At 65.6% G+C, this 12,645-nt stretch carries 12 protein-coding genes; 3 read left to right on the top strand and 9 right to left on the bottom strand.

Annotation, left to right across the window (positions count from 1 at the left end):
* Nucleotides 1–42 precede the first annotated feature (42 nt).
* Together yccS and ACVOMB_RS01765 are read right to left on the bottom strand one after the other, a co-directional pair.
* A complete protein-coding gene (yccS, locus tag ACVOMB_RS01770) occupies nucleotides 43–2,211 on the bottom strand; it encodes a YccS family putative transporter (RefSeq protein ID WP_481529675.1) in 2,169 nt (722 codons plus the stop codon).
* Between the two features lie 154 nt (nucleotides 2,212–2,365).
* Complete coding sequence (locus tag ACVOMB_RS01765; protein WP_481529674.1) at nucleotides 2,366–3,223, bottom strand: LysR family transcriptional regulator; 858 nt, start codon at nucleotides 3,221–3,223, stop codon at nucleotides 2,366–2,368.
* An 83-nt stretch (nucleotides 3,224–3,306) separates the two neighbouring features.
* Between ACVOMB_RS01765 and ACVOMB_RS01760 the strand changes: the two genes are divergently transcribed.
* Nucleotides 3,307–4,302, top strand: a complete 996-nt coding sequence (locus ACVOMB_RS01760) for an aldo/keto reductase (RefSeq protein ID WP_481529673.1) — start codon at nucleotides 3,307–3,309, stop codon at nucleotides 4,300–4,302.
* Between the two features lie 141 nt (nucleotides 4,303–4,443).
* On the opposite strand, the gene purD is transcribed toward ACVOMB_RS01760, so the two are convergent.
* The 7 genes from purD to prmA all read right to left on the bottom strand — a co-directional run bounded on the left by purD (nucleotide 4,444) and on the right by prmA (nucleotide 11,030).
* On the bottom strand, nucleotides 4,444–5,730 hold the full coding sequence (gene purD, locus ACVOMB_RS01755) for a phosphoribosylamine--glycine ligase (protein WP_481529672.1): 1,287 nt from the start codon (nucleotides 5,728–5,730) through the stop codon (nucleotides 4,444–4,446).
* A 21-nt stretch (nucleotides 5,731–5,751) separates the two neighbouring features.
* Nucleotides 5,752–6,162: a hypothetical protein gene (locus ACVOMB_RS01750; protein WP_481529671.1), complete on the bottom strand. Its 411-nt coding sequence runs from the start codon at nucleotides 6,160–6,162 to the stop codon at nucleotides 5,752–5,754.
* Nucleotides 6,162–6,989 (bottom strand): hypothetical protein, encoded by an 828-nt coding sequence (locus tag ACVOMB_RS01745; RefSeq protein WP_481529670.1) that lies wholly within the window; start codon nucleotides 6,987–6,989, stop codon nucleotides 6,162–6,164. The genes ACVOMB_RS01750 and ACVOMB_RS01745 overlap by 1 nt, the downstream gene beginning before the upstream one ends.
* A 22-nt stretch (nucleotides 6,990–7,011) precedes the next feature.
* Nucleotides 7,012–8,595 (bottom strand): bifunctional phosphoribosylaminoimidazolecarboxamide formyltransferase/IMP cyclohydrolase, encoded by a 1,584-nt coding sequence (purH, locus tag ACVOMB_RS01740; RefSeq protein WP_481529669.1) that lies wholly within the window; start codon nucleotides 8,593–8,595, stop codon nucleotides 7,012–7,014.
* Nucleotides 8,596–8,835: 240 nt separating this feature from the next.
* Nucleotides 8,836–9,108: a DNA-binding transcriptional regulator Fis gene (fis, locus tag ACVOMB_RS01735; protein ID WP_057626401.1), complete on the bottom strand. Its 273-nt coding sequence runs from the start codon at nucleotides 9,106–9,108 to the stop codon at nucleotides 8,836–8,838.
* 99 nt (nucleotides 9,109–9,207) lie between these two features.
* Nucleotides 9,208–10,086, bottom strand: a complete 879-nt coding sequence (locus ACVOMB_RS01730) for a DUF3426 domain-containing protein (RefSeq protein ID WP_481529668.1) — start codon at nucleotides 10,084–10,086, stop codon at nucleotides 9,208–9,210.
* A gap of 29 nt (nucleotides 10,087–10,115) precedes the next feature.
* Nucleotides 10,116–11,030, bottom strand: a complete 915-nt coding sequence (gene prmA, locus ACVOMB_RS01725; protein WP_481529667.1) for a 50S ribosomal protein L11 methyltransferase — start codon at nucleotides 11,028–11,030, stop codon at nucleotides 10,116–10,118.
* A 104-nt stretch (nucleotides 11,031–11,134) separates the two neighbouring features.
* Here prmA and ACVOMB_RS01720 point away from each other — a divergent pair, with 104 nt between their 5' ends.
* Both ACVOMB_RS01720 and ACVOMB_RS01715 read left to right on the top strand, forming a co-directional pair.
* Entirely contained in the window at nucleotides 11,135–12,133 is a 999-nt protein-coding gene (locus tag ACVOMB_RS01720; RefSeq protein ID WP_481529666.1) for a hypothetical protein, read from the top strand.
* Complete coding sequence (locus ACVOMB_RS01715) at nucleotides 12,130–12,489, top strand: hypothetical protein (protein ID WP_481529665.1); 360 nt, start codon at nucleotides 12,130–12,132, stop codon at nucleotides 12,487–12,489. Before ACVOMB_RS01720 ends, ACVOMB_RS01715 begins: the two co-directional genes overlap by 4 nt.
* The last annotated feature ends 156 nt before the right edge of the window (nucleotides 12,490–12,645 follow it).

The raw sequence follows: 12,645 nt of genomic DNA, 5'->3' as shown, positions 1-12,645 counted from the left end.
CCCCTGCGCTCCGCGCAAGGGAGGGGGTAGAAGCAGTAGCAACTACGCCGGCAACATCGCCTCTTCCGCCGCCGCCCTCAGCTTCGGCAACAGCCGCAACATCAAGGCCAACTGGGTGCGCACCAGTCGCGACTTCTCATCGATGTCATCTGGCATCTGCTCCAAGGCATCAGCCAGCGCGATCTCATCTTCCTGCGGCATCGCGGGCTGGCGCTTACCCAAGGCTGTAGCCAACGCAGCCAACGACTGCTGCAGTTGCTGGTGCCCATCAGCAACCAATGCATCTTCACCGACCGATTCAGCCTGCGCGCGATGCGCCCCCAAGGCCGACAGATAGCCAAGCAAGGTGTTGGACAAGGCAAGAAAACGAAAGCCCGCGTCCAGGTTGCCGCGTGCATAACCCGGCTCACGCAGCATGTTCGCCAGCGCCACTGATAGCGCGACGTCGGCGTTGTGCATGTCGCGGCGGGCGATGCGGTAGGGCAGGTCGTCGCGCATGCCGCTGCGGTACTGGCCCAGCACTTCATCCAGATAGGCGGTGCTGGTGGCGATCACCTGCGCCATCACCTTGTGCAGGCGCCGGCCTTCCCAGTCGGGCAGGATCAGCAGCGAGGCGATGGCGGCGATGACGCAGCCGATCAAGGTGTCGAGGAAGCGCGGCCAGATCAGCACAAAGCCATTGCCGATCAGGTTGAAGCACAGCAGCGCCATCACCGTGATCGCGGCGGTCGCCAGCAGATATCTATCGGTGCGGGTGATGAAGAACAGCAAGGCCGCCGCCAAGGCCAACAGCAGCTGCAGGCCGGTGCCGGGGAACAGCTGCATCAGTGCCCAGGTCACGCCCAGGCCGAGCAGGGTGCCGGCGATACGCTGCACCAGCCGCAGGCGGGTGGCGCCGAAGTTGGGCCGGCAGACGAAGACGATGGTCAGCAGGATCCAGTAGCCGTTTTCCGGGTGCACCAGCTTCAGCAGCGCGTAACCGGCGATCAGCGCCAGTGCGATGCGCACGCCATGGCGGAACAGCAGCGAGCCCGGCGTCAGTGCCTGGCGCAGGCGGGTGCCCATCTCGCGCAGGGTGTGCGGTGAGGAATCGCGCAGGCGGGTGTCGATGCCTTCCAGTGGCGTATCCGCCAACGCGGCTTCGGACAGCTGCCGTTCGATGCTGGACAGGTTGGCGGCAAGCAGCTGCAGCGAGCCCAGCAGGCGCGTCCACTGCGGATTGCGTTGCTCGCGCACGTACTGCAGCGAGGACTGCAGGTCCTGGCCGGCGATGCGGGTGCGTTCGCCGTAGTCGAACGGCTGGCGCAGGCGGATGGCCTGACCCAGTGTCTGGCAGGCCTTGCCCTGCAGCGACAGCAGGCGCCGGCAGCGGTACAGCACGTCGCTGTGGAAGAAGGCATCGGCCAATGCTTCATACGGGTAGTGCGAGGAGCTGGCGCGTTCGTGGAAATCCTGCGCCATGTAGTACAGGCGGAAGTACAGGCCCGACTGCACACCGGGCCGGCCGGAGCGGCCGAAGCGGCTGAGGATGGCGGTCTTGGCGATGTTCAGCGCCTGCACCACGCGCACGTTCTGCTCGGCCAAGGCCAGTCGGCGTGCTTCCAGATCGCCTTGCCGCACCGGCTCGAACAGATCGGCCTTGAGCTGCAGGTAGTGGCCGAGCTCGAAGAACAGCCGCGCCAGCCGCTCGCGTACCGGGCGGTTGGCGAACATCGCCGTCCACAGGATCGAGAGCAGGCCGTACCAGGCCGCGCCGACCAGCAGTGGGATCACCTCGCGCAGCGCCTGTTGCTGGCTGACGTTGTGGTGCTGGTCCATCGCGATCATCGCGTAGATTGCCAACGTCACCGTGGCCTGGCCGATGGAGGCATAGCGCTCGCCGAGCGCACCGAGCAAGGTCAGGCCGAAGGCGGCCAGCGCCAAAGTGGCGATGAAGGGCAGGGGCAGTGGAAACAGCACGATGACCGTCGCCGCCGCGGCGACAAAGCACAGTAGCGACAGCAATACCGACTTGGTACGACCCAGCCAGTTGTCATCGGTCTCGGCGATGGCGCTGGCGATGATGCCCAGGAACAGGCCGGGGATGGCTTCGATATGGCCGTCATACCAGCCATAGGCGATGGCGGCGGTGAGCGCGATGAACACGCGCAGCCCGTAGCTGGCTTTTTCGTGGGCCCAGAGTTGGCCGAGGTGACGGTCGATGCGGCGCATGCCGGAAGCGGAAGCTCGCGGAGTCAATGGACTGTCAGCTTGCGGTGCCATTGCGATGCAGGCAAGCGCGATACGTCTTGAAGCGGCTTGGTCACGTCGCAGCTACGTTGGCGGCGCGCATGAAATCGAGGAAGACACGCAGCTTGGGCGCCAGTTACTCGCGCGATGGGTAGTAGAGATGGAAGCCCGCATAGGGCGGCTGCCAGGCATCGAGCAGGCTGTGCAGGCGACCAGTGTCGATGTCGGCGCGGGCGATGGGCTCGAATACCTGCAGCAGGCCAAGGCCATCGCGCGCGGCCAGCAAGGCGAGCGTGCTGTCGTTGAGCAGCAGCGGTCCGCTGACATCGAGGCTGAAGTCACGGCCATCGCGGCTGAACTCCCACGGCATTACCCGGCCGCTGCTGCTGCGGTGGCGGATACAGGCGTGGCTGAGCAGGGCTTCGGGCGTCTGCGGTGTGCCGTGGCGATCCAGATAGCTTGGCGCGGCGACCACGGTCCAGCGCAGCTGCGGCCCCAACGGCACCGCAATCATGCCGTCAGCCAGTGATTCGCCCAGACGGATACCGGCATCGAACCCTTCGCCGACCACATCGACCATCGCTGCCTGCATCGCCAGTTCTACTTCAACCTGCGGGTAGGCGGCATGGAAGGCGGGCAGGTGTGGCAGCAGCAGGTATTCGATGGCGAAGCGCGGCGCGGTGATGCGCAGCTGGCCGGTGGCGACGTCGCGGTTGGCCTCCACCGCGTGCAGCGCCTCGCCGATGCGGGCCAGCGCCGGCGCGGTGTCGAGCAACAGGCGTTGGCCGGCTTCGGTCAGACCGACCCGGCGCGTGGTCCGCTGCAATAGGCGGGTGCCGAGACGGCGCTCCAGAGTGCGGATGGTCTGCGACAACGCCGACGGCGATACCGCCAGTTCGACAGCTGCCTGGCGGAAGCTGGCATGCCTTGCGACACAGGCGAAGGCCGCCAGGGCTGGCAACAGGCTTGGGTCTACTGTGAAGTCAGGCTTCATGGTCAATGCTGAGTATCCGTCTTTATCGACATAGTGGCGAGGGCCTACAGTTAGCGCCGTCCTTTCCCCAGTTGGAGTAGCCAATGAAAACCCGAGTGCTTGGCCGTGATGGGCCGGTTGTTTCCGCGTTGGGCCTGGGCTGCATGGGCATGAGCGCGTTCTATGGCGGTCGCGGCGATGACGCTGCCTCGATTGCGGTGATCCACCGCGCGCTGGAGCGCGGCGTGACGCTGTTGGATACCGCCGACATGTACGGCCCGCATACCAACGAGGTGCTGGTCGGCAAGGCGATTGCCGATCGTCGCGGGCAGGTATTCCTGGCCACCAAGTTCGGTGTACGTCTGGACGCGAATGACCCGCAGGCGCGTGGCGTTGATGGCCGTCCGGAATATGTGCAGGCCGCCTGCGAGGCCAGCCTGCAGCGCCTGGGTGTTGATCATATCGACCTGTACTACCAGCACCGGGTCGATCCGTTGGTGCCGATTGAAGACACCGTGGGTGCGATGGCGCGGCTGATCGAACAGGGCAAGGTGCGTTATCTGGGCTTGTCCGAGGCGGCGCCGGAGACGATCCGCCGCGCGCATGCGGTAAACCCGATCACCGCATTGCAGACCGAATATTCGCTGTGGTCACGCGAGCCGGAGCAGAACGAGGTGCTGGCTACGGTGCGTGAGTTGGGCATTGGTTTCGTGCCGTACTCGCCGTTGGGTCGTGGCTTTTTGACCGGTGCGATCCGCAGTCCGGCTGATTTCGAGGACGGTGATTACCGGCGCAACTCGCCGCGCTTCCAGGGCGAGAACTTCGAACGGAACTTGGCCTTGGTGGAGCAGGTCAATGCGATTGCCGCCGACAAGGGTGTGACGCCGGGGCAATTGGCCTTGGCCTGGGTGCTGGCGCAGGGCGATGACCTGGTGCCGATTCCGGGGACCAAGCGCTTGCCGTATCTGGAAGAGAATCTGGGCGCGCTGGATGTGCTGCTGAGTGCCGAGGACCTGGCGCGGATTGACGCGGTATTCCCGGTGGATGCCGCGGCGGGGTTGCGTTATCCGGCGGCAAGCATTGGCAGCGTGCATCGGTAGAGCCGGGCTCTGCTTCAAATGTAGAGCCGAGGGCAGGGGGCGGGGGGGGGTTACCGGAGGGGCCCCCCCCCCCCCGGGGGGGGGCCCAAAACCCCCCCCCCCCCCGCCCCCCCTGCCCCCGCCACTACCATTTCGCTTCGCTTATTGCTGCTCGCGCGCAATCGCGCGCCAGCCAATGTCGTTGCGATGGAACTCGTTGGCCCAGTGGATCTTGGCCACACCTGCATACGCATGCTTCTGCGCATCGCCAACGCTGTCACCCAGCGCAGCAACACACAGTACACGGCCGCCGGCGCTGACCACATTACCGTCAGCATCCAATGCGGTACCCGCATGGAATACCTTGGCGCTGGCAGGTACATCAGCCAGTCCGCTGATCACATCACCGACGATCGGCGTTTCCGGGTAAGGCTTGGCCGCCAGCACAACACCCAGCGACGGACGCGGGTCCCACTGCGCTTCCACACCGGCCAGCGCGCCATCAATGGCAGCTTCAACCAGATCAACCAGATCCGACTGCAGGCGCAGCATCACCGGCTGGGTTTCCGGATCGCCGAAGCGCACGTTGAATTCGATCACCTTCGGCGCGCCAGCGTCATCAATCATCAAACCGGCATACAGGAAGCCGGTGAACGGCACACCATCGGCAATCATGCCAGCCACGGTCGGTTCCACCACTTCGCGCATCACGCGAGCATGTACTTCCGGCGTTACCACCGGTGCTGGCGAGTAAGCGCCCATGCCGCCGGTGTTGGGGCCGGTGTCGCCATCGCCGACGCGCTTGTGGTCCTGGCTGGTGGCCATCGGCAATGCGATGCGGCCATCGACCATCGAGATGAAACTGGCTTCTTCGCCTTCGAGGAATTCCTCGATCACCACGCGTGCGCCGGCATCGCCAAACGCATTGCCGCTGAGCATGTCATGCACCGCAGCCTCGGCTTCTGCCATCGTCATCGCCACGATCACGCCCTTGCCGGCGGCAAGGCCATCGGCCTTGATCACGATGGGCGCGCCCTTCTCATGCAGGTAGGCCAGCGCCGCATCCACTTCGGTATGCACGGCGTAGTACGCGGTGGGAATGCCATGACGGGCGAGGAAATCCTTGGCAAAGGCCTTGCTGCCTTCCAGCTGCGCGGCAGCGGCGGTCGGCCCGAAGATGCGCAGGCCGGCTTCGCGGAAGCGATCGACAACGCCCAGCACCAGCGGCACTTCCGGACCGACCACGGTCAGGCCCACGGCCTCGTCCTGTGCCAGCTTCAGCAGGCCTTCGATGTCGTTGACCTTGACTGCGACATTGCGGCACTTGCTTTCGGTGGCGCTGCCAGCATTGCCGGGGGCGACGATCACTTCGCTTACGCGCGGCGATTGCGCCAGCTTCCAGGCAAGTGCGTGTTCGCGGCCGCCAGAGCCGATGACGAGGATTTTCATGGGGTCAGTTCCTGTGGGGCATCAATTGGGAAGGCAATCGGAGGCTTTCAGCGTGACTTCGAAGAACGTCGCGCCACTGGTATCCACGAAGCGACGGCGCATGCCGCCGCCGGCGGCATAGACCGGCTGCAGTGCCGGTTCCCTGCACAGCTCAGTGATCGCTTCGCCCTCGTCGCGGCGCAAGGCCTCGAACACGTCCGGCTTGGCCTTGGCCATCGCGACGCTGGCGCCGGGAAAACTCACCACGAACACGATGTCGTCGCCATGGCGATGCGCCGAGGCAGTGATCAATCCATCGCGGTAAGGCGTCGGCAGTTGCTTGCCGAGCGTGGCGAGCGCGGTGTGCTGGGCGTCGCTCAGCTTGCTGTTGCCACAGCCGACGAGCAGGACGGCATAAAGGCCGACGGTGACAGCGAGAATGGCGCTACGCATCAGGTGCAAGCCTCCAGCTGCATGGTGGAAGGAATAAGGTAGCGTGACTGCGCGGTGTCGTAGGCGACGCTGTGGCTCTTGTTGACTGCACCGGCACAGCCCCGACCTTTCTCCTGCACACGCAGCGGCCAATAGGCGAGCTGCGGCTGGCTGTTGTCGGGGACTGCGTCGAAGTTCAGGTCCAGGCGCCCGTGCGAGCAGTTGCCGGAGGCATTGCAATCGATGGCGTTGCGATCATCCAGATGGCTGCGTAGCCAGCCTGCGCTGGACAACGTCTTGTCGCCGTCGAATACATACCAGGCGCGATTGCGCATTGCTGCGCCAACCACCACCAGTTCGTCGTCAACCTGGAAGCCCCATGCGTTTGCGCCCATCTGCAGCGTGGTGACGCTGCCCGGCTTGCCGCCGGTGCCGCTGCCCTGGCCGAGCAGTTCGGCGGCGATGCTGACGCCGTCATCGGCGGCGCGGCGCAGGACGATGAAATCGGTGCTGCCCAGTTCAATCGGGCTGGCGTCGTCGTAGCTGGTGCAGATCGCCAGCATGCGGTAGTTGCCGCTCTGCACGCTGATGCTCTGGTCGGCGCAGATGTCGCGGTGCACCGGTCGCGCGTGCCCCAGATTGGGATCAGTCAATTGCTGGGCCCATTGCCCCTGCAGCTGCACGGCGCTGCCGTAGCGCTCCTGCAGTACGGCCATTACCCCGGCTTCGTAGCTGAGTTTTGGCTTTGCTGCCGGAGCGTCGCTCTGTGCGGGCGTGCCCTGCTGGCACGAGGCCAGCAGGGCGACGGCGAGCAGGGAAATCAAACGCGGGAAAACCCTGGTCGCCATGTGCCAGCTCTCGGTGATGGAATCAGTGACGGAAGTGGCGCACGCCGGTGAACACCATGGCGATGCCATGTTCGTCGGCAGCGGCGATCACTTCGTTGTCGCGCATCGAACCGCCCGGCTGGATCACCGCGGTGATGCCGGCTTCGGCAGCGGCGTCCAGGCCATCACGGAACGGGAAGAACGCATCCGATGCCATCACCGAACCCGGTACCACCAGGCCTGCGTCGGCGGCCTTGATGCCGGCGATGCGTGCTGAGTAGACGCGGCTCATCTGGCCGGCACCCACGCCAATGGTGCGCTCGTCCTTGGCGTAAACAATGGCGTTGGACTTGACGTACTTGGCCACGCGCCAGGCGAACAGCAGGTCGCGCGTTTCAGCCGCAGTCGGCGCGCGCTGGGTGACGGTCTTCAATTCGTCGGCGCTCATGCCGCGGTTGTCGGCGCTCTGGATCAGCAGGCCCGAGCCGATGCGCTTGGTGTCGTAGTTGTTGCGCGCATCACCGGCCGGAATGCGCAGCACGCGCACGTTGGCTTTCTTGGTGGCGTAGTCCAGTGCGGCCGGTTCGTAGTCCGGTGCGATCAGCACTTCAACAAACTGGCGGTCGAGGATGGCCTTGGCGGTGGCCACGTCCAGCGTACGGTTGAAGGCGAGGATGCCGCCGAAGGCGCTGGTCGGGTCGGTGTTGTAGGCCATCTCGTAGGCGGCGCCGACATCGGCAGCGACCGCAACGCCGCATGGATTGGCGTGCTTGACGATGACGCAGGCCGGCACCTCGAACTGACGCACGCACTCCCATGCGGCATCGGCGTCGGCCAGGTTGTTGTAGCTCAGTTCCTTGCCCTGCAGCTGCACGAAGGTAGCCAGGGTGCCCGGCACCGGGTACAGGTCGCGGTAGAACACGCCACTCTGGTGCGGGTTCTCGCCGTAACGCAGGTCCATGACCTTGATGAAGGAGGAGTTCATCTGCGCCGGGTATTCATTGCGCACCGGCACAGCGGCGCTGGTGTCGGTCACTGCCGACAGATAGTTGCTGATCGCCGCGTCGTACTGGGCGACGCGGTTGAACGCGGCCACTGACAGTTCGAAGCGCTTGGCGGCGGACAGCTTGCCGTCGTTGCTGGCCAGTTCGGCCAGCAGTGCGTCGTACTGGTCCGGGCTGGTGGCCACGGCGACGCGGGCGAAGTTCTTGGCCGCGCTGCGCAGCATTGCCGGGCCGCCGATGTCGATGTTCTCCACCGCGTCGGCGAGCGTGCAGTCAGCCTTGGCGGTGACCGATTCGAACGGGTACAGGTTCAGCACCAGCAGGTCGATTGCGGCGATGCCGTGTTCTGCCATCACCGCATCATCGGTGCCGGCGCGGCCGAGCAGGCCGCCGTGCACCATCGGGTGTAGGGTCTTGACCCGGCCGTCCATCATTTCCGGGAAGCCGGTGACGTCGGAGACGTCCTTGACCGGCAGGCCGGCCTCGCGGATCGCCTTGGCGGTGCCGCCGGTGGACAGCAGCTCGACGTTGCGGGCAGCCAGGGCACGGGCCAGATCGATCAGGCCGGTCTTGTCGGAAACGGACAGCAGAGCCCGGCGTACGGGCAGCAGATCAGAAGACATGGGGAGGCAGGGGGAAGCGGAAGCGGGCCCATATTGTAGCCGCGCGGTCACATCCGTGGCCGGGAGAATGCCGGGACGCTTCCCTGTAGTGCCGAGCCATGCTCGGCAGGGGCTTTCCCCGTAATCTATCCGTAGTGCCGAGCCATGCTCGGCAAGGGGCCTTACCAACAACGCACGACGGCAGGCATTACCTGTAACGCTTCTGCCGAGCATGGCTCGGCACTACAGACAGCGCAGGGCTTACGCCAGCCCGTATTCCTTCAGCTTCTTGCGCAGGGTGGCGCGGTGTATGCCCAGCAGGGCTGCAGCGCGGCTCTGGTTGCCTTCGCAGTGGTTCAGCACTTCCACGAACAACGGGATTTCCATCTCGCGCAGCACGATCTCGTACACGTCGTCGGCGTCGCAGCCGTCCAGATCGCGCAGGTAGCGCCGTACGGACTGGGCAACGTGTTCGCGAAGCGGCGGCTTCGGAGCGCCACGACTGGTGTCAGGACGGGTGGGGGCAGCGTTCAAGGAGAGTTCCCGGGTTCAGCAAAGTCGGGCGCTTTGGCCCGGCATGGGGGAGGGAGTCTAGCGCGTGGGCCGTCGGCCTGCCACGCCATTGTCCTGCGTTTACTGAAATTCGAAGTTGAAGGCGACGGTGGCAGCGGCCGGTTCGCGCAGCCGGAATGACACCTGCGCGCTTTGTCCGGGCTCCAATCGCGCCAGCGGATCGGCGCCAGGGCCCAGGTATTCGGCCGGCTGCAGGGTACGCCGGCCGATCACCCGACCATCGGCATCGGACAGCGACAAGCGCAATGCCGGCCAGGCCTGCGCCCAGCGCGCGTCATTGCGAAAGCTGGCTTGCACCTGCAGCGCGCCGGCCTGCGCGGGAACCGGGCGGATATCGCGGCTGAGCATGCTGAACGCGCTGGGCTCATGCCACGCCGGCAGTGAGCAGCGCAGCACTGTGCACAGGCCGCTGACCAAGGGCCGGGTGCCTGCATCGGCGGCGAGTCTGGCGCGGTCGGCAAGAATGATCTGCAGGCCGAGCAGCAGTGCCAGTGCCAGCACCAGACCCCATTGCCAGCGCGGGGTGTCAGCCGGTGGTGTTGCATGCGCGCGGTTCTGGCGCGCGAAGCTGGGCGCGGCTGCAGTTGGCGACGCGCTGTCTTCAGTTGGCTCCGCGTCCTCGATGCCGGCGCTGTCACTGATGACTGCGGCTTCCGGCATAACGAGATTGGCTTGCGCTGCTTCCAGCTGCGTCGGTTCAGCGCGCTCAACCACTGATCGTTCGACTTCCGCACGCTCGACTTCAGCCAGTGCGACTTCAGGCGCTACCACTTCGGCTGGACCTGCCGGAGGCAGATCCAGTGCGAGTGTGGCTTGCGTGTCATCGGTTGCCGACGCCACAGGCGCGCTTCCCGGCGTGCCTGGTTTGGGTGTGATGTTGGCCGGACCTTGCAGGAAGGTTGCCAAGGAGGGCTGGGTGGGCGTGGTTTCGTCAGTCATCGCAGGGCAGGCTGAGGCACTGGCCCCATTCAAGCACGGCGCACGCCGGTGATGCGCATCCAATCGCCATCCTGGCTGGCTTCAAGCTGGTCGAACCAGGCCGCATAGCGTTCCAGCAGCTCGTCTTCCTGACCGTGCAGGATGCCGGACAGGGCAATCTGTCCGCCGGCGGCGACACGCGCGGCCAACAGCTCGGCCAATGCGTCCAGCGCCGAGGCGAGGATGTTGGCGACCACCACCGGATAGGTGGCGACCGGCTCGTCCTGCGGCAGATAGGCGGCGATATGCACGCCGTTGCGCTCGCCGTTGTCGTGGGTGGCGATCAGGGCCTGCGGGTCGTTGTCCACGCCAACAGCTGCGGCGGCGCCCAGCTTCAGCGCAGCCAGGGCGAGGATGCCCGAGCCGCAGCCGAAATCGAGCACGGTGTTGCCGGCCAGCTTGCCCTCGTCCGAGAGCTGGTCCAACCAGCGCAGGCACAGCGCGGTGGTCGGGTGGGTACCCGAGCCGAACGCCAGGCCCGGGTCCAGCCGCACGATGGCGGCGTCGGCAGCCTGTGCGGCTTCCGGCAGCTCATGGTTCCACGGCACGATCCAGGTGCGCTGGCCGAACTGCATCGGCTGGAACTGGTCCAGCCAGGCGCGTTCCCAGTCTTCGTCCTGGACGGCGCGGAAGCTGGCCTTGGTCCATTCCAGGCCCGGGTCGAACGACTCCAGCGCGGCCAGCAGGGCCAACGCATTGGTGTCGGCCGGGAACAGCGCGGTCAGGGTCAGCTCGTTCCACAGCGGGGTTTCGCCCACGCCGGGCTCCAGGATCGCGCGCTCGTTGCTGGTGTCAGCGTCGGCGTCGAGCATGGTCACCGCCAGTGCACCGACGTCATCGAGGGCGTTCTCGTAGCGGGGCTGGGTGGCTTCAGTGCAGCGCAGGGTCAATTCGAGGAAGGGCATGGCGGCGTACGGCAACGGCGGGACAGGGCACGCATCCTAGACGAGGCGGGCCCCAATTGCGCGTTCAGCTGGCTGGTTCATCCGGCTGGGCAGTGGGTCTTGATATGATTGATATCTTGTACCTGCGCCATAGACCGCCGGATCCCATGCTTTCGTTGCTGGCCAGAAAACCCTGGTATCTATTGGTGCTGCCTGCGGCAGTGCTGATGGCTGCGTTGGGTGTTCGCAGTGGCAACCTCCTGCACGGGGATACTGCGGAAGTTGCCGCAGCCGGTGACGCCAGCCCCGCCGAATTGGGCGCGTCGACCTTGAGTGCTGCCACGACTGCGCCGGTGCCTGAGCAATCCACCGCCGTCGCAGCGGGCTTGCCGCTGGATCTGCGCGCAGCCTTCGAGAGCGGTAGCGATCTGTTCGCCTATGCCCGGCAACTGCAGGCTGCTGCCGATGCGGGTAATGCCGAGGCCGGCTGGATGGCCAGCCGCATTTACGACTACTGCGGCGTGTTCGCGATGGATCCCTCGGGCTACGCGCTGGACAGTGCCGCATTGCAGCGCATGGACCTGGATGCCATTTCCGCGATGCTGGCCGCACGCGGCAAGGTGCGCCAGGGCTGCGCGGGCTTTACCGCTGCTGATGGGCTGGGCCGTGCGCGTCTGCTGCAACAACGCTTGGCCTCGGCCAAGGCCGGCAATCTGGCGGCGGAAGCGGCACTGCTGTCGATGGGTGAGCCGCTGGATGAGGCCCCCAAATACCGGCGTGAGCTGGTGGAGCGGGTGCAGTCCTCGCAGGACCCGGAAGCCTTCCTGGCCATCTCCGGTGCGATGGGTACCGCTGCGGCTGGTGACGATGCCTACACGGGCATGGTTGCCGGTAGCCAGTTCAGCCAGCTGGCCTGGCAGGTTGCTGCCTGCCAGCTCGGTCTGGCGTGCGGGCCCAGCAGCGCCTTGATGGTGGCCTATTGCGCCAATGGCGGGATCTGTTCGCGTGATCCCCAACAGGATTTTCAGTCATTCGTTTACGACGCTGCGGTACCGCGGCAGGGTGTGGAAAAAATGAACGAAATGGTCAACAGCTTGCGCAAGACGCAGCGAGGTGTGCGATGAACTACCGACGTTTCATGCACGGTGCGAAGTTCTGGGTCTGGGTCGTGTTGTTCGTGGCCTATTCGGCAGGCGCGGTTGGCGTGGTGCTGATCGATACCTACGAAGACCGCTATCGAACGCTGTCCAAGATCAAGCTGACCAGCGTCAAGTCCGATGCAGATCTGCGTCGTGCTGGCGCCACCCAGGCGGCGGCGGTGTATCGCGCGCAGAGCGGCATGCCGTTCAACACCTTGCAGCCGGGCAGCAGCTTCCAGATCGTATGGCCGGACGGCTCGGTGGAAACGGTGACGGTGGTTGATCCGTCCTCGCCGCTGGGCACCGAACCGCTCAAGGGCAGCGTGGTGGACGCCGAGTAAACCGGCGTTTCCATCAGGCACAAAAAAGGCGGGAATCCCCGCCTTTTTTGTGCCTGTTTGCCTGTGTAGTGCGGGGGCCGGCGGGGCGGGGGGGCTGGGACAGCCCCCGGAGGCCGCGCGGGGGCGCGGGGCGCGCGGCGAACACGAGGGGGGGCG

This window comes from Stenotrophomonas sp. STEN018 (assembly GCF_056760235.1).
The sequence above is the reverse complement of the archived record's forward strand: the minus strand, read 5'-3'. Positions and strand labels throughout refer to the sequence as shown.

Excerpts from the sequence above, each read along its gene's own strand:
- yccS (WP_481529675.1), bottom strand. The coding sequence starts at position 2,211 with ATGCGCCGCATCGACCGTCACCTCGGCCAACTCTGGGCCCACGAAAAA.
- ACVOMB_RS01765 (WP_481529674.1), bottom strand. The coding sequence starts at position 3,223 with ATGAAGCCTGACTTCACAGTAGACCCAAGCCTGTTGCCAGCCCTGGCG.
- ACVOMB_RS01760 (WP_481529673.1), top strand. The coding sequence starts at position 3,307 with ATGAAAACCCGAGTGCTTGGCCGTGATGGGCCGGTTGTTTCCGCGTTG.
- purD (WP_481529672.1), bottom strand. The coding sequence starts at position 5,730 with ATGAAAATCCTCGTCATCGGCTCTGGCGGCCGCGAACACGCACTTGCC.
- ACVOMB_RS01750 (WP_481529671.1), bottom strand. The coding sequence starts at position 6,162 with ATGCGTAGCGCCATTCTCGCTGTCACCGTCGGCCTTTATGCCGTCCTG.
- ACVOMB_RS01745 (WP_481529670.1), bottom strand. The coding sequence starts at position 6,989 with ATGGCGACCAGGGTTTTCCCGCGTTTGATTTCCCTGCTCGCCGTCGCC.
- purH (WP_481529669.1), bottom strand. The coding sequence starts at position 8,595 with ATGTCTTCTGATCTGCTGCCCGTACGCCGGGCTCTGCTGTCCGTTTCC.
- ACVOMB_RS01730 (WP_481529668.1), bottom strand. The coding sequence starts at position 10,086 with ATGACTGACGAAACCACGCCCACCCAGCCCTCCTTGGCAACCTTCCTG.
- prmA (WP_481529667.1), bottom strand. The coding sequence starts at position 11,030 with ATGCCCTTCCTCGAATTGACCCTGCGCTGCACTGAAGCCACCCAGCCC.
- ACVOMB_RS01720 (WP_481529666.1), top strand. The coding sequence starts at position 11,135 with ATGATTGATATCTTGTACCTGCGCCATAGACCGCCGGATCCCATGCTT.
- ACVOMB_RS01715 (WP_481529665.1), top strand. The coding sequence starts at position 12,130 with ATGAACTACCGACGTTTCATGCACGGTGCGAAGTTCTGGGTCTGGGTC.